The following is a 20,380-nucleotide window of genomic DNA, read 5'->3' as shown; positions in this document are numbered from 1 at the left end:
CAGGAGGGCTCATTTTTGTCGCAATTACCGATACGTTATGAGTTCATTAAATCATGCAAACAAACAGGTGCACGTCTTGGCCGCGTTCATACACCGCACGGCTCATTTGAAACACCTGTATTTATGCCAGTAGGTACACTGGCTACAGTCAAGACAATGGCGCCTGAAGAATTAAAGGCAATGGATGCAGGCATCATCTTAAGCAATACGTACCACTTATGGCTCCGTCCAGGTCACGATATCGTAAAAGAAGCAGGCGGTCTGCACAAATTTATGAACTGGGATCGAGCCATTCTAACTGATTCAGGCGGATTCCAAGTTTTTTCATTGAGTGAATTTAGAAAAATTGAAGAAGAAGGCGTTCACTTCCGTAATCATTTAAACGGAGACAAGCTGTTCCTATCTCCTGAAAAAGCGATGGACATCCAAAATGCACTTGGCTCTGATATTATGATGGCATTTGATGAATGCCCGCCGTATCCTGCAGAGTACGATTACATGAAACGTTCTGTGGAGCGGACAAGCAGGTGGGCAGAGCGCTGTCTAACAGCGCACCAGCGTCCTGAAGATCAAGGGCTGTTTGGGATTGTCCAAGGCGGAGAATACGAAGAGCTTCGAAAACAAAGTGCAAAAGACCTTGTTTCACTTGATTTCCCAGGCTACGCCATCGGAGGCTTATCTGTAGGGGAACCAAAAGATGTGATGAATCGTGTACTTGAATTTACAACACCATTCTTACCAGCAGACAAACCGAGGTACTTAATGGGTGTCGGCTCACCAGATTCCTTAATTGACGGCGCCATTCGCGGTGTAGATATGTTTGATTGCGTACTGCCGACGCGAATTGCAAGGAACGGTACCTTAATGACAAGTGAAGGCCGTCTTGTTGTGAAAAATGCAAAATATGAGCGTGACTTTAGACCAATCGATGAAAACTGCGACTGCTATACATGTAAAAACTATACACGCGCCTATATTAGACATTTAATTCGAACAAATGAAACGTTCGGAATTCGATTAACAACTTATCATAATCTTCATTTTCTGTTAAAATTAATGGAGCAAGTGAGAGAAGCTATCCGTGAGGATCGTTTAGGTGATTTTAAAGAAGAGTTTTTTGAGCGTTACGGCTTTAACAAACCGAATGCGAAAAACTTTTAACGCATAAACGAAAGGCTTTACAATGCTTTAGAAAGGGGTGAAATAGAATGGATGGTGGTATGGGTTCAATCATTATGATTGTTGTCATGTTTGCTGTGCTTTACTTCTTGTTAATCCGTCCACAGCAAAAGCAACAGAAAGCTGTGCGTCAGATGCAGCAATCTTTATCAAAAGGCGATAAAATCGTCACAATCGGTGGTTTACACGGTGAAATCGACTCAATTGATGAATCAAAAGTGGTCATCAAAACAAGCGAAAACAACCGTTTAACTTTCGATCGTCGTGCTATTAGAGAATTAGCTGACAAAGGCTAATCCTCTGATACATAGCCATAAAAAAAGAGCGATATGACCGCTCTTTTTTTATTTGCCTCGAAGATTGACGCCAATCATTCCCCCCAGCATACAAATGCCTAAAAATGCTCCATGATAGATAAACTGCTCTGGTGAAAACGTTTTTCCAAACCCCAAATATTGAAATAAAAAGACAGTGAGAGAAAAAATGATAGATGTGACCGCACCAATCAGCCAGCCGCGCTCCTTTGCTTTCCCACCAGAAATGATGCCTCCTAATAAAAGGGCAGCAAAGGACAAAATCATAATCATCCATTTAAATGATGATTCCTGCATACTTGTGAATGTAAGCATGAGCGACACAAGTAAACTGGTGACAACCATCACGATAAAAATGGCAATTAAGCCGGATAAAATGCCTTTTCCAATTTGTTTCGTTTCCTGCATGTAGATTCGTCTCCTCTCCAATTGAACGAAGCTTGTCTTTTACTAAAATGTATTCACAGTGAAGAAAAAATAGACATGTTTCAGACGTTTCTTTTCTACATAAATAAAGTGTTTTGACACAAGCTATGTTGGAGAAGGAGGGTTTACATCACATGCAGGACATCTTGATCATTTCCATGAGAACCATCATCTTATATTTTCTTATTTGGTTTATATTTCGCTTAATGGGCAAAAGGGAAATTGGCGAGCTGAGCATTTTAGATCTAGTCATTTTTATGATGATCGCAGAAATTGCGGTTCTCGCCATAGAAGAAGTAGAGGATAACATGTTACATACGGTATGGCCAATCCTGCTGTTAACCTTCATTCAAATCACACTTGCCTACCTCTCATTAAAATTTCAAGGTGTCCGGCGCTTTCTTGACGGAAAACCGGCCCTGCTTATCATCAATGGGAAAATAGACGAAGGTGCAATGAGAAAACAGCGATACAATTTTGATGATCTGCTCATTCAATTAAGAGAAAATAACATCGACAGCATTCAGGATGTCTCTTACGCCATTTTAGAGCCGTCTGGAAAGCTCGCCGTCGTCGAAAAAGAAAACAAGCGCAAACATGCAGCGCTTGAGCTTCCACTTGTTGCGGATGGTGTGGTGCAGCATGACCACCTAAAGCAAATCAATCAAAATGAACAGTGGCTGAAAGATGAGCTTGCTAAAAGAGGCTATCATGATATCGAACAAATCTCTTACTGCAGCTTTAATCAAAAAACATTTTATATTGATTTGAAAGATGAAGTGATCAAAAAGAGATGAGCTAAAACAGCTTCCCAATGAACGGGATGCGGCGCAGCTCTTCTCGTTTCACTAGACCTAGGCAGATTAATAGAATGACATACAGCGTGCACGTAACAAAAATGAGCGTCACAAGTTCAATAGGAGCAGAAAAGAGTCCATTTACTTGAGATTTCAGCCAAAGGCTGACAGCACCTGTACTGATAATCACAAGGACGCATAGTCCATATTCCTTTAATGGTAAATGAATAGGCAGCACCTTTCCAACAGTTGCCGCATGGAGCAGTGTGACAAGGATGATACCGATTAATATCGCAAGTGCAGCGCCCATAATGCCAAAGCCTGGCTGTGAAGCAAGAACAAAAATCATCCCTGTTTTTACAATAGCGCCAATCAGGCTGTTGGTCATCGCCGCACCAGCTAAATTGAGTGCTTGAAGCACGGCTTGAAGGGGCCCCTGAAAATAATATAGAAGGAAAAATGGCGCCATGAATTTCACATAAATGGCCGCGTGCGATGAACCATACATAAAGAGCGTTAAATCTTCGGCGTAAACGAAAAGAATAATACATGAAATGCCTCCGCTGAGTAAACATAGGCGCATCGCCTGCTTCAGGCGGTATTCGACCGTTTTACGTTTGTTCTGCTCCATTCCTTCACTGATCGCCGGAACTAATGCAGTGGAGAGTGAATACGTAATAAAACTAGGCAGTGTCAAAAGGGTCAGAGCAAGCCCGGTCAACTCCCCGTACTGTCTTGTCGCCTCTACAGCCGCATAACCAGCAATGGCAAGACTTTGCGCGACAACAATCGGCTCTAAAAACCACGAAATATTCCCGATAAAACGGCTGCCTGTTGTTGGCAGGGCAATGCTCATCAGCTGTTTAAATGTGTCCTTCCCGTCATGAATCGCTTTAAAAAATCGTTTTCGAATACGAATGGTCTTTTTATAGCGAAAGGCGATCAGTAAGTAAGCAAGGGAAATCATCTCTCCAATCACAGATGACACCATCGCACCTGCTGCCGCAAATTCAATCCCGTAAGGAAGGAAAGCCGTTGTACATCCCGCCACTAGCGAAATTCTTGCGACCTGCTCCAGAACTTGAGACATCGCAAGCGGACTCATTTGCTGTCTGCCCTGGAAATAGCCTCTTAACACACTGGAAATGGCGATGACTGGTACGACAGGTGTAATAGCCAGCAGTGGATAGACCGTTCTAGGGTCTGTCAGCATATTTTCTGCCATGATGGGCGCAAACCATAAAAAGAGCGGCGTGAAAATCAGACTGAGTGTTCCTGTTATCGCAAGGGACATGACCAGAATACGTTTTGTTTTCTGTTTGTCACCCCGGGCTTCTGCTTCTGCGACAAGCTTACTAATGGCGACAGGCAGTCCGAATTGTGTGAGCGTCACGGCGAGAAAAAAGGTTGGTGCAGCCATCATATAAAGCCCGACCCCTTCTTCGCCAATGAACCTCGCAATGACAATTCGATTGACAAAACCCAATATTCTCGTGATAAAACCTGCTAAAATTAAAATAATGGTCCCCTTTAAAAACGTTTGCTTCGTCAAATCACAGATCACCTGCCTTCTCAAACGACATAGAATCATATACAATAAGATATGCGTGTATATCGTCCAAGCATGACAAGTCTCTCGATAAAAAACTGAAAAGGGGGAGCTACGCAATGACACAACACCCAGCTGCTATTTACAAAGACCATTTAAAGCCTTTTCTGTTCAGTAAGCTTGAAGAATTCATCGTTTTGGGCTATAAAGATGTAGATTTAGAGGAATTATGGTCATACTTAGAGAATAAGAAGTGGAAGAAAAAACAAGAGTATCCGATTCATGAAATGGTTGCAGATATTTTATCTGTGAAAATAGGCGAATTTATGAACTATGCAACCGTTCAGTCGTTTAAAACGTCTGCTTTTTTGGACAGTGAAGATGGCAAGAATATGCTTGATGAACTGTTGAAATAAGCCATCTTAATGGATTTAGGTGTTTAAGGAGGAAATACATAATGAAAAAAGGGCGCATTCTTGCGTTTTTCTTAGTGGTTCTGTTAATCGGAACTGGCGTGGGCTTACTGACAAAGCCTGTTGCGAAAGATATGACGCTAGGGCTGGATTTACAGGGTGGATTTGAAGTCCTGTATGAAGTACATCCAGTGAAAAAAGAGGACAAGATCACAAATAGTGTTCTCGTTAGTACAGTGGAGGCTCTTAACCGAAGAGCGAACGTGCTTGGTGTAAGTGAGCCGAACATCTCGATTGAAGGCAACAACCGTATCCGCGTGCAGCTTGCGGGGGTAAAAGATCAAAACAGAGCAAGGGAAATTCTTTCCACTGAAGCGCAGCTATCCTTCAGAGATACGAATGATAAAGAACTCCTTAACGGGGCTGACCTAGTCGAAAATAGTGCAAAACAAACATTCAGTCAAACGAATGAGCCAATTGTGACGGTTAAACTAAAAGATGCGAAAAAATTTGGTGACGTCACAAGAAAAGTAGCAGCGATGGCACCAAATAATCAGCTTGTCATTTGGCTTGATTACGACAAAGGAGATTCCTTCAAAAAAGAAGTCTCAAAATCAAACCACAAGTATGTATCTGCACCAAATGTGAATCAAGAGATTAACAGCAGTGACGTACAAATTGAAGGGAAATTTACTGTCCAAGAGGCAAAAGACCTTGCAAGTATTTTAAATGCTGGTGCATTGCCAGTAAAATTAACAGAAAAATATTCCACATCTGTAAGTGCACAGTTTGGTGAACAAGCACTGAACGAAACAGTGTTCGCAGGAATAGTAGGAATCGCATTTATCTTCTTATTCATGCTGTTTTATTACCGATTACCTGGTCTTATTGCAGTCATCACACTCTCAGCTTATATCTACATTACGCTGCAAGTGTTTGACTGGATGGGTGCGGTCATGACACTGCCTGGAATTGCTGCACTGATTCTAGGGGTAGCGATGGCTGTCGATGCCAACATTATTACTTATGAGCGGATCAAAGAAGAGCTGAAACTCGGCAAATCTGTCCGGTCTGCTTTTAGATCAGGGAACCGCAGATCATTTGCGACCATCTTTGATGCCAACTTAACAAGTATTATTGCCGGCGGAGTGCTGTTCTTCTTCGGGACAAGCTCTGTAAAAGGATTTGCAACGATGCTCATCCTCTCAATTTTAACAAGCTTTATCACAGCTGTTTTCCTATCAAGATTCCTTCTTGGACTGCTTGTAGAGAGCCGCGCGCTTGACCGCAAAAAAGGCTGGTTTGGTGTCCGCAAAAAAGACATCATGAATATCCACGAAACAACAGAAAATACCGAACCGAAAACGCCATTTGATAAATGGGATTTCGTCAGCAAACGTAAAGGCTTTATGATTTTCTCAATAGCTGTTACCATTGCGGGAATCATCGTCCTTTCGATCTTCAAGCTTAATGCTGGTATTGACTTTGCTAGTGGAACGAGAATTGATGTTCAAAGCGATCACAAGCTGACAACTGCACAAGTAGAGGAAGACTTTAAAAAGCTTGACCTTGAAGCAGACAGTGTTGTGCTATCGGGGCAAAATGAAAATCAGGCAGCGGTTCGATTTGTCGGTGTGCCGAATAAAGAAAAAATTGCTGAAGTAAAAGATTACTTCAAAGATAAATACGGCACTGAGCCGAACGTAAGTACAGTATCACCGACTGTCGGAAAAGAGCTTGCCCGTAATGCGCTATATGCCGTCATCATTGCTTCAATTGGGATCATTATATATGTATCCATCCGCTTTGAATATAAAATGGCGATTGCGGCGATTGCCTCATTGCTGTACGATGCATTCTTTATTGTCGCCTTCTTTAGTATTACGCGCTTAGAGGTGGATGTCACCTTCATTGCCGCGATCCTCACAGTCATTGGATACTCGATCAACGACACGATCGTTACCTTCGACAGGGTTCGTGAACAAATGAAGAAACGTAAACCGAAAACCATTGAAGATCTATCGTACATTGTGAACTTAAGCTTACAGCAAACCTTTACGCGATCTGTCAACACGGTGCTGACTGTAGTTGTCGTTGTTATCGCACTGCTTATCTTCGGATCAGCGTCGATTACAAACTTCTCCATCGCCTTACTTGTCGGCTTATTAACAGGGGTATACTCATCCCTTTACATCGCGGCACAAATTTGGCTGATGTGGAAAGGCCGTGAGCTGAAAAAACCAGCTAAGATAGATACAGATCAAGATATTTAATCTAGAAAGACTGCCTTTTCGGCAGTCTTTTTCTATCGTTTTTTCCCGAAAAGTAGACGCTTTGAAAAAACATTTTGGGTTTCATTGATCTTGAAATGGTCTTTTGCTATAATGACTTACGTTTAGACCAGTATAGAAAGCAAGTGTCTGTTTAGGGCATTTGGCTTTATTCATTGGAGGGGCTGTTATGAAGGTTCGGGAAACTGAACTGCCAGGTATCGGTCATAAAGCCGAAATGATCACAAGAAATAATGAGAAGCTTGCCATCATTACACATGATGACGGCAGAAGAGAAATGTATCATTTTCAGGAGGACGACCACGAAGAAACGATTTCTGGCATCCTGCTAAACGATGAAGAAGCAAGACAAATCGCGGCTATTTTAGGCGGCATGGTCTATAAGCCGAAAGCGCTTGAAACCGTAGAGGTAGCCATTGATGAACTGGTGATTGAATGGTTTAAAATTGAAAAGAATGCACCAGCTGTTCAGAAAAGCATCGGTGACCTCAATGTTCGCCAAAACTATCAAGTAACAGTCATCGCCATTGTGAGAAAATCACATGAGAAGATTTTAAATCCAGGACCAGATACCATCATCGAAGAAGGGGATACCCTTGTCATTTCTGGAGAAAGAAAAGAATTAAAGAATCTGATTAAAGAAAAACTCAGCAGCTGATCATGCCCATGCTGATAGGTTTTCTTCCACTGCTTTCTTTCGGTGTTTAAAAAAGGCAGTGAAAAGGGAAGAATAAAAGAAAAAGCTTGGGGGATTTGTAGATGAATAAACAACAATGGACCATCATACTCGCATTTATTTTCGTATTAATTGTCTCAGTATTTGCCGTGATTAATGTACGGCCTGTCGAGGTACACTACTTATTTGGAACGGCTGAATGGCCGCTGATCCTTGTCATTATCGGTTCAGTTTTAATGGGCGGACTGATTGTGGCATTTGCAGGGATCTTCCAAATTGTGAAATTGAAACGTGAACTAAAGGCACTAAAAGCTGAGCGTGCAGCCGCTGCACCTGCTGCTTCGACGAAAAAGGCAGACAAAGATCTTCAAAAAAAATCTCATGTCACGCCTTTAAAAGAACAGCCAGCATCATTTGACCGAAAGGAAAAATAATCTTCCAGCACAATTTCATAAAATAAAAATTGAAACCCCTCAGGCCACTCTAGTATAATAGTGTGGTTGAGGGGTGAATTTATGTTATTATCCAAAATGCGCTGGGAATATGAACATCCAAGCGAAGAAAAAGTGAAATCACTCTCTGAAAATCTGAATATTTCAGCGCTGACTGCATCGCTTCTCGTAAAAAGAGGATTTGAAGAAGTAGAAGAGGCGAGGTCTTTTTTATTTGATCAAAAAGCCGAATTTCATGATCCATTCCTATTAAAAGGAATGAAAGAAGCAGTAGAGCGCATCAACAAAGCGATCGAAGAGCAGGAATCGATTGTGATCTTCGGAGACTATGATGCAGATGGTGTGACAAGTACGTCTGTACTTTTACATACATTAAAAGAGCGGTCTGCGATAGTAGACTTTTATATTCCAGATCGATTTAAAGAAGGCTATGGACCTAATGAACAGGCTTTTCGATATATCAAGGAGCAAGGAGCATCGCTTGTCATCACGGTCGATACAGGCATTGCTGCTGTAAATGAAGCACGTATTGCAAAAGAAATAGGGTTAGACCTGATCATTACAGATCACCATGAACCAAGTGAGGAGCTGCCTGAGGCACTGGCCATTGTCCATCCTAAGCAGCCTGGCTGTGAATATCCCTTTAAAGAACTTGCTGGTGTAGGTGTCGCGTTTAAAGTGGCGCATGCACTTCTTGGAGAGCTACCAGTTCAGCTGTTAGATCTTGCAGCAATCGGGACAATCGCGGATCTCGTACCGCTTCACGATGAGAATAGATGGCTCGCCAAAAAAGGCCTTATGCAGCTTCGGCAGTCGAATAGACCGGGGCTGAAAGCGTTATTGAAAGAAGCGGGAGCCACTCTAGAAGAAGCGAGCGAGGAAACGGTCGGCTTTCAAATTGCGCCAAGGCTGAATGCTGTTGGGCGAATTGAACAGGCAGATCCAGCCGTTCATCTTCTGATGACTGAGGATAAGGATGAAGCAGAAGAGCTCGCTCGTTTTGTACAGGAACTGAATAAAGAACGACAAAAGATTGTCAGTACGATCACAGAAGAAGCCATTCAAATGGTGGAAGAGGCAGGTGATGACCAGTCTGCGATTGTTGTAGCGAAAGCTGGCTGGAATCCGGGCGTTGTCGGAATTGTTGCCTCTAAATTGACGGATACTTTTTCTCGTCCGGCGATTGTGCTTGGAATAGATGAAGAGACGCAAATGGCAAAAGGATCAGCCCGGAGTATTCCTGGCTTCGATCTATTTTTCCATCTAAGCAAATGCCGCGACATCCTGCCGCATTTCGGCGGGCATCCGATGGCAGCAGGGATGACACTTCGAGCGGATGATGTATCTTTACTAAGGGAAAGATTAAATCAATATGCAAATGAAACATTGACGGAAGAAGATTTTATTCCAATTCAGCGGGTCGATGCCGTGTGCAAGGTAGACGAATTGACGGTTCAAGCGATTGAAGAAGCGGGGATGCTGTCACCATTTGGTATGTCAAACCCAAAACCGTTCATTATGATTGAAGATGCAAAGCTTGAAGATATCCGAACGATTGGGGCAAATCACAACCATATTAAAATGTCTCTGAAAGACGAAGATACACTGCTTGACTGTGTTGGCTTTCACCAAGGGAAATTAAAAGAGGAGATTGTTCCAGGAAGCCGCATTTCTGTGATTGGAGAAATGTCGGTCAATGAATGGAATAACCGGAAGAAGCCCCAGCTGATGTTAAAAGATGCACGAGTTGATGAATGGCAGCTGTTTGATCTGCGCGGGAAAAAGGATTGGGAGAAGAAAGTTTCGACACTTGATTCAGAAAAATCATTGGTTGTCTGTTTTGATGAAGCAACAAAACAGGACGTCGATCTCCCCATTCATCATGTTCATGCAGAAAATGTATCAACATTTGATGTACAAGGAAAGTATGTGGTCTTTACAGATGTTCCCGCAGATGAGCAATTGCTGAAGCAGCTTTTAGAAAATCAAAAGCCTGCGAGAATTTATACGGTTTTTCAAAGAAAAGAAGATCATTTTATGTCCTCTTTCCCAAGCCGTGACCAATTCAAATGGTTTTATGGGTTCTTGTTTAAACGGGGAAGTTTTCCTATCAAAGAACAAGGAATGGAGCTTGCCAAACATAGAGGCTGGACAAAAGATACAATCATTTTTATGACAAAGGTGTTTTTTGAACTCGGTTTTGTTAAAATAGAGAATGGTGTGCTGTCAATAGTACTTGATGCCCCTAAAAAAGATTTAACGGCGTCAGCGTCCTATACAGCAAAACAACGATTGATGGAACTCGATCAAACACTAACATATTCCTCAGCTAAAGAGCTGAAGGAATGGCTGAATAGCATGATGAGCGAAGTCTCACCTGTGCTTTGACGTACGAGGAGGAAAAGGAAAAGATGGATTTAAAACAATATGTGACAGTTGTACCTGACTACCCAAAGGAAGGTGTACAATTTAAAGATATTACAACGTTAATGGATAAAGGCGAAGTGTACCGTTATGCAACGGATCAAATCGTTGAATACGCGAAGGAAAGAGACATTGATCTCATTGTTGGACCTGAAGCGCGTGGATTCATTATTGGCTGCCCTGTAGCATACGCACTTGGTGTAGGTTTTGCACCGGTTCGTAAAGAAGGAAAGCTTCCTCGTGAAGTCATTAAAGTCGATTACGGCTTGGAATATGGTAAAGATGTATTAACGATTCATAAAGATGCGATTCGTCCTGGTCAGCGTGTCCTGATTACTGATGACTTACTGGCAACTGGTGGAACAATTGAAGCGTCCATCAAGCTTGTAGAGGAATTAGGCGGCGTTGTGGCAGGGATTGCATTTTTGATTGAGCTGACGTATCTGGACGGCAGAAAGAAGCTTGACGGCTACGACATCATGACGTTAATGCAATACTAATGGAGTTTTTCGTAAAAAGCACTCAGTAAGAAGGGTGCTTTTTTCCTATCAAAAATCTTTTAGCGGACTTCTTCTCTTTACATCTATCGAATTTTTCTTGATAATAAACTACAATACAGTTTTCATTTAAAAAGGTGATTCCATGGCGAACGAACAAGTTTTAACGGCGCAGCAGGTCATTGACAAGGCAAGAGAATACCTGTCCGCTGAACATATTCAATTTATAGAGCGAGCATATGAATATGCTGAAAATGCACACAAGGAGCAATACCGGAAATCTGGTGAGCCCTATATTATCCATCCAATTCAAGTGGCGGGTATTCTTGTTGACCTTGAAATGGACCCATCAACCATTGCAGGCGGTTTCCTGCACGATGTAGTTGAGGATACAGATGTGACATTACAGGATTTAAAAGAGCATTTTAACGAAGAAGTAGCAATGCTTGTTGATGGTGTCACAAAGCTCGGGAAGATTAAATATAAATCACAAGAAGAACAGCAGGCCGAAAACCATCGAAAAATGTTTGTTGCAATGGCGCAGGATATTCGCGTGATCTTGATTAAGCTGGCAGACCGTCTTCATAATATGAGAACGCTCAAACACCTTCCGCAGGAAAAGCAGCGGAGAATTTCAAATGAAACACTTGAAATCTTTGCACCGCTTGCGCACAGATTAGGGATTTCAAAGATTAAGTGGGAGCTTGAAGATACAGCACTCCGCTATTTAAATCCGCAGCAATATTACCGGATTGTGAATCTGATGAAGCGCAAACGAGCGGAACGTGAGGAATACTTGGACGAGGTTGTCAATGAAGTGAAAGACCGCGTGTCTGAGGTGAACATCAAGGCTGAATTTTCTGGCAGACCAAAACATATTTATAGCATTTATCGCAAAATGGTCTTGCAAAATAAGCAGTTTAATGAAATTTATGATCTGCTTGCCGTTCGTATTTTGGTCGACAGCATTAAAGACTGTTATGCGGTGCTCGGAATTATCCATACATGCTGGAAGCCGATGCCGGGCAGATTTAAGGATTATATTGCGATGCCAAAGCCGAACATGTACCAGTCTCTTCATACAACGGTGATTGGGCCAAAAGGTGATCCGCTTGAAGTTCAGATCCGTACAGTGGAAATGCATGAAATTGCAGAATACGGGATTGCGGCACACTGGGCATACAAAGAAGGCAAAGAGTCAGCAGAATCAACGGAAGAAGCGGTCTTCCAGAAGAAACTTTCTTGGTTTAGAGAAATTCTTGAATTCCAAAATGAATCCACAGATGCAGAAGAATTTATGGAGTCGTTAAAGATCGATCTCTTCTCTGATATGGTGTTTGTGTTTACGCCAAAAGGAGACGTCATTGAACTGCCGTCGGGCTCAGTTCCGATTGATTTCTCTTACCGGATTCACTCGGAAATTGGGAATAAGACGATCGGTGCCAAGGTCAATGGCAAGATGGTCACACTCGATCACAAACTAAAAACAGGTGACATTATTGAAATTCTGACATCAAAGCACAGCTACGGGCCAAGTCAGGATTGGGTCAAGCTTGCCCAAACCTCCCAAGCGAAGCACAAGATCAGACAGTTTTTCAAAAAACAGCGCCGTGAAGAAAATGTCGAAAAAGGCCGAGAGCTCGTGGAAAAAGAAATCAAAAACCTTGAGTTTGATGTGAAAGACATTCTGACCGCTGAAAACCTGCAAAAAGTGGCTGACAAATTTAATTTTTCAAACGAAGAGGACATGTATGCAGCTGTTGGATATAACGGCATTACTGCATTGCAGGTCGCCAATCGTTTAACGGAAAAAGAAAGAAAACAAAGAGACCAAGAAGAGCAAGAGAAAACCGTTCAAGAAGTGACGGTGGAACCAAAGACGTATCACGGGAAAAAACGGGAAGCTGGCGTAAGGGTCAAAGGGATTGATAACCTGCTTGTCCGCTTATCTAAGTGCTGTAATCCTGTTCCGGGTGATAGCATTGTCGGTTTTATTACGAAGGGCCGAGGTGTATCTGTTCACCGCGAGGACTGTCCGAACGTAAAGACAGGAGAAGCACAGGAGCGGTTAATTCCGGTCGAGTGGGAGCATGAGCAGCCTGCTCAAAACCGTAAAGAATACAATGTGGAAATTGAAATATTAGGATATGATAGACGCGGCTTACTCAATGAGGTGCTTCAAGCAGTCAACGAAACCAAAACGAACATCTCCTCTGTTTCTGGGAAGTCTGACCGTAACAAAGTGGCGACGATCCATATGGCGATCTTTATCCAAAATATTAACCATTTGCACAAAGTAGTCGAACGCATTAAGCAAATCAAAGACATTTACTCTGTTCGCCGATTCATGAATTAGAAAGGAAGTATATCGTCTATGAGGCTTGTTGTGCAGCGTGTGACAAATGCATCTGTGAAAGTAGAAGAAGAGATCACAGGTGCCATCAACGAAGGTTATATGGTGCTTGTTGGTGTCACACACGAAGATACAGAAGAAGATGTGCTCTACTTAGCTGAAAAGCTTGCACATTTACGTATTTTTGAAGATGAAAACGGGAAAATGAATCGTTCATTATTGGACATAAAAGGAAGCGTTCTGTCTGTATCTCAATTTACCCTTTATGGTGATACGAGAAAGGGCAGACGGCCGAATTTTATGAAAGCCGCCAAGCCGGATGCAGCCAATTCGCTTTACGAATGTTTCAATAAAACCCTTAGAGAAAAAGGCATCCATGTCGAAACTGGCCGTTTTGGTGCGATGATGGACGTGTCATTGACCAATTCAGGACCGGTCACGATCTTGATGGACAGCAAAGAATAGATTCTCTTTAGACTGTAGATGAACTCATGCGGGAGTTTGTTTAGAGTCTTTTTCTTTTGCGGTCAAACAAAAAAGAGGCGCAGAGGCCTCTTTCTTTTTAACGGAAATATTGTTTTAATCCTTCAGTCATTCCTTCTGTGACTCGTTCTTGGTAAGAGGCGCTATAAATGATCGCTTCCTCCTGTGGATTGCTTAAGTACCCGAGTTCATATAAAAGGGAAGGGCGTTTGTTTTCTCTTAAAACAAAGTAATCTCCGAATTTGACACCCTTATCAGGGATTTGAGAGCGTTTTGCGACTTCGGAATGAACGCTTGACGCTAACTGCTCATCTTTTGCTGCATGATAATAATACGCAGTACTTCCTCTAACACTTTGGTCCATAAAACTATCATAATGAAGACTAATAAATGCATCTGCATTTCGATAATGAGAGGTTGCCACCCTTGATTGAAGGCTGATAAAGGTATCATCACTTCTTGTTAAATATACATTTGCACCAGAAGCCCTTAATTTGCCTGCCAGTAAATTGGCGGTTTTGATGGTGATGTTCTTTTCAAATGCACCGTCTGCGCCAATCGTGCCGCTGTCTTTTCCGCCATGACCAGGATCAAGAACAATCGTTTTTCCTTTTAAAGAACCAGTTCCAGACGATGAATCCTGCTGAGGTCTTGGCGCTTCGCTGCTATTTTTCTTCGTTTGAACGACCCAGCTCGCCACGTAGCCAGTTCCGCCGTTTGATAGTGTCACCTCGTACCAGTCACCTTGCGTCCGAACAATGTGATAGGCAGCTCCTTTTGTTGCTCTTTCTGCAATCCCAGCAGAGGTAGAAGCGCTTTTTCGAATGTTGGTGCCGTCATAGACAATGTATGCTTTTTGCTCAGAAGCCGAAGAGGATGAACTCTTTTCAGGTGCAGAGCCTGCTCCTTTGCCTGTGACAATGTAATAGCTTGCAACCCAGCCTTTTACGCCTTTCCCCTCAATTTCATACCAGCCGTTCTGCTCTCGCAAAATGGTGATCTGTGTGTTGCGGGCAAGAGAAGCGATGACTTGTGCATTTGGTGCGGCCGATTGTCGTACATTCAAGCTCGATACGCCAACTGTGCCTGTCTCGTTAGAGCGAGAGGACTCGCCGGAACTTGATTGAGAAGTTTTCTGCCCCCCTGAAACATAATCAGAGTGAACCCAGCCTTCTGCTTGTTTATACGAAATTTTCGTCCATTCGCCGCTTGTCTCGAGCTTTTTAGCGGTAGCGCCTTGCGGGAAAGTACCAATCACTTGATAGGAAGTCCCAGGGCCTGTCCGGATGCGAAGATCGGAAGCTGTCGATGTAATTGTACTGCCTCCAGCCGTGCTTTGACCTTGCGCCTTTGGCTTCGCGGATTTTTGAGCGCCGGATGATGTGGTAATCAGCCATGAGACGACCCAGCCTTTTTGTCCGTTTGATAATTGGATCTGCACCCATTCTCCTTGTTCAGTGAGAATAGGATAACTTTCGCCGCGTTTCACAACAGCTGCAATTCCATAGCTTAAACCAGGGCCCGTTCTCACATTGATTTCATCTGTTGCGACAACAGCTTGATCTGTTTGTGCTGTAGCATGTGTCATAGGCAAAGAACTCGCGATGAGAACAAAACAAGTAAGCAGCATCATCATTTGATTGTGTTTTTTCAGATTCAAAACGGTGTTTTCCCCTCCCTTGTAAAACCGATGAATGTTAATTCGTTATGTAGTGGATGAATTCCTTGCAGTTTCCCTAATAAAAATGAATCAATCTGTTTATACTAAATAAAAATGTGATAAAAGGATGTACAAACATGAGATTAAGCAGAAAATTAGGACGAGTGCAATATAATGGACATCGTGATATCGACCGCTGGCAGCACGATGAAATGGATCAGCCAGGCTTCCTTGAAGAGACCGCATCTGAATACGGATGTACGTCAAAAGAAGAGCTGGAAAAGAAAAAGAGGCACGGCAAGGGTTGACAGAGTGGCAGCACCGACCTTATTATAATATAAATCAACACACTTGAAAATTTAAAATGTGGAACTGATGATAGAGAATAGTAGGGTAAATTGCGTGAGCAGAGAGGACTCGCCTTAGGCTGAAAGCGAATCCGCATGGCATTTATCACGAAAGAACACTCTGTAGGTTTCCTGCTGAACGCTCTGAAAATGAGTCAATAGGCGGAGAACGTGAATCTGCGTTAAGGATTTGAGCGGGAACATGCTTATTCATGTTCCAACTAGGGTGGCACCACGGGTATAACTCTCGTCCCTACTATACACATAGTAGAGGCGGGGGTTTTTTATATGTCCACATAAAAAATGAATGATGGTCGTAGGAGGACGAAAAATGAGTTTTAATATTCCAAGAGGCACACAGGATATTTTACCTGGAGAGTCAGAACGCTGGCAGTATGTTGAACAAATTGCAAGAGATACATGTGCAGCCTTTCAATACAAAGAAATCCGCACACCGATTTTTGAGCATACTGAGCTGTTTGCACGGGGAGTAGGCGAATCAACTGATATCGTTCAAAAAGAGATGTACACATTTGAAGACAAAAAAGGACGCAGCATCACACTTCGTCCAGAGGGAACAGCTTCAACTGTACGCTCTTATGTTGAAAATAAATTGTTCGCACAGCCGGCTCAGCCAACAAAGCTTTATTACATCGGACCAATGTTCCGCTATGAACGTCCGCAAACCGGAAGATATCGTCAATTTTATCAATTTGGAATCGAAGCGATTGGTTCCAAAGATCCTGCCATTGATGCAGAGGTCATTTCACTTGCGATGAGTGTGTATGAGAAAGCAGGCCTTTCAAACTTAAAACTCGTCATTAACAGCCTTGGTGACAAAGAGAGCCGTGCAGACTACCGCACAGCATTGGTCAAGCACTTTGAGCCAAGAATTGAGGAATTCTGTCACGACTGTCAAACGCGTTTGCATCAAAATCCTCTGCGCATTCTTGATTGTAAAAAGGATCGTGATCATGAACTGATGACAACCGCTCCATCCATTCAAGATTACTTAAATGAAGAATCACGGACGTATTTTGAAAAGGTCAAAAAATACTTATCAGATATAGGCATTGAGTATGTCGTCGATCCAAATTTAGTACGCGGTCTTGATTACTACAATCACACAGCATTTGAGATCATGAGTAATGCAGAAGGCTTTGGTGCGATTACAACATTAGCCGGCGGCGGCCGTTATGATGGACTCGTTGAAGGAATTGGCGGTCCTGAATCACCAGGGATCGGATTTGCGATGAGTATTGAACGTTTCTTATCTGCGATCGATGCTGAAGGAATTGAGCTTCCTCTCCAAGATGGTATTGATCTATACATTGCTGCACTTGGAGATGAAGCGAAGGATTATTCTGTTTCATTATTAAACCGTCTGAGAAAAGAAGGTATCTCAAGTGAAATGGACTATACAGGGAAGAAATTAAAAGGACAATTTAAAGCGGCTGATCGATTAAAAGCCAAATTTATTGCAGTTCTTGGTGAAGATGAGCTAGCGCAGCAAATTGTGAATGTGAAAGATACGACAACGGGTGAACAAATTGAAGTGAAGCTTGATGAGCTGATTCAAATGTTGAAGGCCCACCAGAAAGCGTAAAGAAGGAGTGGAATGTTTGTGTTTGGTAGAACTTTTTATTGTGGAGAAGTAACAGAAGACCAAATTGGTCAGTCAGTTGTATTAAAAGGATGGGTTCAAAAAAGGCGTGACCTAGGCGGATTAATCTTTATTGATTTGCGCGACCGTACAGGGATTGTACAAGTTGTCTTCAATCCAGACTTATCAAAAGAGGCGCTTGAGACAGCAGAATCAATTCGTAATGAATATGTCCTTGATATTAAAGGAACGGTTGTCGCAAGAGAAGAAGCAACGATCAATCCAAATTTAAAAACGGGCAAAATTGAAATTCAAGTCGAAACGGTCACCGTTTTAAATGAAGCGAAGACTCCTCCATTTGTGATTTCAGATCAAGCAGACGAGGTATCAGAAGATGTTCGTTTAAAATATCGTTACCTGGATCTTCGCCGCCCTGCAATGTTTGAAACAATGAAAATGCGACATGAAGTCACAAAAGCATTCCGCCATTTCTTAGACGACAACGGCTTTCTAGACATTGAAACGCCAATTTTAACGAAAAGTACGCCAGAAGGTGCGCGTGACTATCTTGTTCCAAGCCGTGTACACGAGGGAGAATTTTATGCACTGCCTCAGTCTCCGCAATTATTTAAACAATTGCTGATGGTTTCTGGGATGGACCGTTATTATCAAATTGCCCGCTGTTTTAGAGATGAAGATTTGCGTGCTGACCGTCAGCCGGAATTTACACAAGTCGATATTGAAATGTCCTTCATGAGTCAAGAGGATATCATGACGCTTGCTGAAGAGATGATGGCGAAGGTGATGAAAGATGTCAAAGGCGTAGACCTTACATTGCCATTACCTCGTATGACATATGATGAAGCGATGAATTCCTATGGATCTGATAAGCCGGATACACGTTTTGAGATGAAGCTGGTGAACATTTCAGACACGGTAAAAGACTCCGATTTCAAAGTGTTTAGCGGAGCTGTGAAAAATGGTGGAGCTGTGAAAGCCATCAATGTCAAAGGGGCTGCAGCGAACTACTCAAGAAAAGACATTGATGCACTTGGTGCATTTGCAGCGAACTACGGTGCAAAAGGTCTAGCTTGGCTAAAAGCAGAAGGGACTGAATTAAAAGGTCCAATCGCTAAATTCTTTGATGAAGCAAAGCAAGCTGAATTAAAAGAACAGCTGCAAGTTGAAGAAGGCGACCTTTTACTCTTTGTTGCAGACAAGACGTCTGTTGTCCATGATGCGCTTGGTGCACTTCGCTTAAAACTTGGTAAAGAGCTTGAACTGATTGATGAGTCTGTATTCAATTTCTTATGGGTTGTCGATTGGCCGCTGCTTGAAAAGGATGAAGAAGAAGGCCGCTTCTATGCTGCCCATCATCCATTCACAATGCCGGTTCGCGATGATCTTGAATTAATTGAAACAAGCCCAGAAGACATGAAGGCCCAGGCTTACGATCTTGTGCTGAATGGCTACGAGCTTGGCGGAGGTTCTATTCGTATTTTCGAAAAGGACATTCAAGAAAAGATGTTTGGCTTACTTGGTTTTTCAAAAGAAGAGGCTTACGAACAATTTGGCTTCCTGCTGGATGCGTTTGAGCATGGTGTTCCTCCGCATGGCGGAATCGCGCTTGGGCTTGACCGTTTAGTGATGCTGCTTGCAGGCCGCTCTAACTTAAGAGATACGATTGCATTCCCTAAAACGGCAAGTGCGAGCTGCGTTCTTACAGATGCCCCTGGCCATGTAAGCGAGGCGCAGCTTGATGAGCTGAGTTTAGCGATTAAAACAAAAGTAAAACAGTAAAATAGGCGCATGTTTATAGGTATGTAAACGCTTGAAAAAGAAATATGCCTATGATATGCTTTCATCAATCAATAAATAAAGTCCTGATACGTACGGTGGTTACCTAGTTTTGACCGAACATTTTTTTATACGGGAGCTTGCCTTTCCTTTCTGCATAAATGCCTCTTTAGAGGACTTATAAAGTCAGGAAGAAAGCACCCACCTGCATGGTGCGGGGTTCAAAACGAAGGAAATGCTGGCGGCGTCATCGGGACTTTTTTGTGTTTTTTTCTTTTAGAGAAGGATGACGGAGAAGTCTGAATATGATATGATTCTTTCGATTCATTTTAAATAAAGGTGGAGTGAGGCACTTGTTACATCAGTTTTCAAGAAACGAGCTTGCCATTGGCAAGGAAGGCTTAAATATACTAAAAAACAGTACAGTTGCAGTGCTTGGTGTGGGCGGTGTTGGTTCATTCGCAGTAGAGGCACTCGCGCGTTCAGGCGTTGGCCGTATTGTTCTTGTTGATAAAGATGATATTGATATTACAAATGTAAACCGTCAGCTTCCAGCATTGCTATCAACAGTGGGCCAGCCAAAGGTTGACTTAATGCAGGCGAGAATCGCTGATATTAATCCAGAATGTGAAGTTGTTGCGCTGAAGATGTTTTATACAGAGGAAACATACGAGCAATTTTTTGAGTATCCGCTTGATTATGTCATTGATGCCTCAGATACCATTCACTATAAAATTCATTTAATGAAAGAGTGTCTGAAACGAGGTGTGAACATCATTTCAAGTATGGGAGCTGCGAACAAAACAGATCCGACACGCTTCAAAATTGATGATATTTCAAAAACACATACCGATCCTATTGCAAAAGTTGTGAGAACACGTCTGCGTAAGGAAGGGATTCGTAAAGGAATTGAAGTCATTTTCTCTGATGAAAGTCCAATTGTCATTCGCGAAGATGTCAGAAAAGAAGTTGGAAATGATGAAGCGAAGATTCGCAAGGCGCAAATGCCGCCATCATCTAATGCGTTCGTTCCGTCTGTTGCCGGACTGATCATGGGTGGTCATGTCATTATGAAGCTTTTAAAAGATATTCCGATTACACGTGTGAAGGATAAATAAA

18 protein-coding genes, 1 other RNA gene and 1 other annotated feature are annotated in these 20,380 nt (G+C 42.6%); of the genes, 16 read left to right on the top strand and 3 right to left on the bottom strand.

Features of this window, described 5'->3' with window-relative positions; all coding sequences use genetic code 11:
- The first annotated feature begins 15 nt into the window (after nt 1-15).
- Nucleotides 16-1,161, top strand: a complete 1,146-nt coding sequence (gene tgt, locus NSQ76_RS13320; RefSeq protein ID WP_024423141.1) for a tRNA guanosine(34) transglycosylase Tgt — start codon at nt 16-18, stop codon at nt 1,159-1,161.
- Nucleotides 1,162-1,208: 47 nt separating this feature from the next.
- Nucleotides 1,209-1,475: a preprotein translocase subunit YajC gene (yajC, locus tag NSQ76_RS13315; RefSeq protein ID WP_008360993.1), complete on the top strand. Its 267-nt coding sequence runs from the start codon at nt 1,209-1,211 to the stop codon at nt 1,473-1,475.
- A gap of 48 nt (nt 1,476-1,523) precedes the next feature.
- Here the strand turns inward: yajC and NSQ76_RS13310 are convergent, their stop codons facing one another.
- Nucleotides 1,524-1,901, bottom strand: coding sequence for a TIGR04086 family membrane protein (locus NSQ76_RS13310; RefSeq protein ID WP_024423140.1), 378 nt, complete (start codon nt 1,899-1,901; stop codon nt 1,524-1,526).
- Nucleotides 1,902-2,053: 152 nt separating this feature from the next.
- Between NSQ76_RS13310 and NSQ76_RS13305 the strand changes: the two genes are divergently transcribed.
- Nucleotides 2,054-2,716, top strand: coding sequence for a DUF421 domain-containing protein (locus NSQ76_RS13305; protein ID WP_024423139.1), 663 nt, complete (start codon nt 2,054-2,056; stop codon nt 2,714-2,716).
- A 1-nt stretch (nt 2,717) separates the two neighbouring features.
- On the opposite strand, the gene spoVB is transcribed toward NSQ76_RS13305, so the two are convergent.
- Entirely contained in the window at nt 2,718-4,268 is a 1,551-nt protein-coding gene (spoVB, locus tag NSQ76_RS13300; protein ID WP_341054263.1) for a stage V sporulation protein B, read from the bottom strand.
- A 116-nt stretch (nt 4,269-4,384) separates the two neighbouring features.
- On the opposite strand from spoVB, the gene NSQ76_RS13295 reads away from it, so the two are divergent.
- The 8 genes from NSQ76_RS13295 to dtd all read left to right on the top strand — a co-directional run bounded on the left by NSQ76_RS13295 (nt 4,385) and on the right by dtd (nt 13,836).
- Nucleotides 4,385-4,681 carry a post-transcriptional regulator gene (locus NSQ76_RS13295; RefSeq protein WP_003216788.1) on the top strand — a complete coding sequence of 99 codons (297 nt, stop codon included), beginning with the start codon at nt 4,385-4,387 and terminating at the stop codon, nt 4,679-4,681.
- A 41-nt stretch (nt 4,682-4,722) separates the two neighbouring features.
- A complete protein-coding gene (gene secDF, locus NSQ76_RS13290) occupies nt 4,723-6,951 on the top strand; it encodes a protein translocase subunit SecDF (RefSeq protein WP_341054259.1) in 2,229 nt (742 codons plus the stop codon).
- 187 nt (nt 6,952-7,138) lie between these two features.
- On the top strand, nt 7,139-7,627 hold the full coding sequence (locus tag NSQ76_RS13285) for a cation:proton antiporter regulatory subunit (RefSeq protein ID WP_024423136.1): 489 nt from the start codon (nt 7,139-7,141) through the stop codon (nt 7,625-7,627).
- A 101-nt stretch (nt 7,628-7,728) separates the two neighbouring features.
- Nucleotides 7,729-8,079, top strand: coding sequence for a LapA family protein (locus NSQ76_RS13280; RefSeq protein WP_024423135.1), 351 nt, complete (start codon nt 7,729-7,731; stop codon nt 8,077-8,079).
- 81 nt (nt 8,080-8,160) lie between these two features.
- Nucleotides 8,161-10,485 carry a single-stranded-DNA-specific exonuclease RecJ gene (gene recJ, locus NSQ76_RS13275; RefSeq protein ID WP_212051562.1) on the top strand — a complete coding sequence of 775 codons (2,325 nt, stop codon included), beginning with the start codon at nt 8,161-8,163 and terminating at the stop codon, nt 10,483-10,485.
- A 23-nt stretch (nt 10,486-10,508) separates the two neighbouring features.
- A complete protein-coding gene (locus NSQ76_RS13270; RefSeq protein WP_024423133.1) occupies nt 10,509-11,021 on the top strand; it encodes an adenine phosphoribosyltransferase in 513 nt (170 codons plus the stop codon).
- A gap of 142 nt (nt 11,022-11,163) precedes the next feature.
- Nucleotides 11,164-13,374, top strand: coding sequence for a RelA/SpoT family protein (locus tag NSQ76_RS13265; RefSeq protein WP_024427858.1), 2,211 nt, complete (start codon nt 11,164-11,166; stop codon nt 13,372-13,374).
- A gap of 18 nt (nt 13,375-13,392) precedes the next feature.
- On the top strand, nt 13,393-13,836 hold the full coding sequence (dtd, locus tag NSQ76_RS13260) for a D-aminoacyl-tRNA deacylase (protein WP_024427859.1): 444 nt from the start codon (nt 13,393-13,395) through the stop codon (nt 13,834-13,836).
- Between the two features lie 97 nt (nt 13,837-13,933).
- Here dtd and NSQ76_RS13255 read toward each other — a convergent pair whose 3' ends face one another.
- Nucleotides 13,934-15,514 (bottom strand): SH3 domain-containing protein, encoded by a 1,581-nt coding sequence (locus NSQ76_RS13255; RefSeq protein ID WP_341054249.1) that lies wholly within the window; start codon nt 15,512-15,514, stop codon nt 13,934-13,936.
- A gap of 137 nt (nt 15,515-15,651) precedes the next feature.
- On the opposite strand from NSQ76_RS13255, the gene NSQ76_RS13250 reads away from it, so the two are divergent.
- The 5 genes from NSQ76_RS13250 to NSQ76_RS13230 all read left to right on the top strand — a co-directional run bounded on the left by NSQ76_RS13250 (nt 15,652) and on the right by NSQ76_RS13230 (nt 20,379).
- Complete coding sequence (locus NSQ76_RS13250; RefSeq protein ID WP_003216250.1) at nt 15,652-15,822, top strand: YrzK family protein; 171 nt, start codon at nt 15,652-15,654, stop codon at nt 15,820-15,822.
- Nucleotides 15,823-15,880: 58 nt separating this feature from the next.
- Nucleotides 15,881-16,119 (top strand) — a binding site (T-box leader).
- 73 nt (nt 16,120-16,192) lie between these two features.
- On the top strand, nt 16,193-17,467 hold the full coding sequence (gene hisS / locus NSQ76_RS13245; RefSeq protein WP_341054246.1) for a histidine--tRNA ligase: 1,275 nt from the start codon (nt 16,193-16,195) through the stop codon (nt 17,465-17,467).
- Between the two features lie 18 nt (nt 17,468-17,485).
- Nucleotides 17,486-19,264 carry an aspartate--tRNA ligase gene (gene aspS, locus NSQ76_RS13240; protein WP_024423128.1) on the top strand — a complete coding sequence of 593 codons (1,779 nt, stop codon included), beginning with the start codon at nt 17,486-17,488 and terminating at the stop codon, nt 19,262-19,264.
- Between the two features lie 77 nt (nt 19,265-19,341).
- A non-coding RNA gene (gene ssrS / locus NSQ76_RS13235) (6S RNA) lies at nt 19,342-19,522 on the top strand.
- Between the two features lie 92 nt (nt 19,523-19,614).
- Nucleotides 19,615-20,379, top strand: coding sequence for a tRNA threonylcarbamoyladenosine dehydratase (locus tag NSQ76_RS13230; protein ID WP_024423127.1), 765 nt, complete (start codon nt 19,615-19,617; stop codon nt 20,377-20,379).
- Nucleotide 20,380 lies beyond the last annotated feature (1 nt).

Origin of the sequence: Bacillus sp. FSL M8-0256 (assembly GCF_038005765.1) — a bacterium.
In the GTDB taxonomy this organism is placed as follows: Bacteria; Bacillota; Bacilli; order Bacillales; family Bacillaceae; genus Bacillus; species Bacillus safensis.
This window is presented reverse-complemented; position numbering and strand designations above follow the sequence as displayed.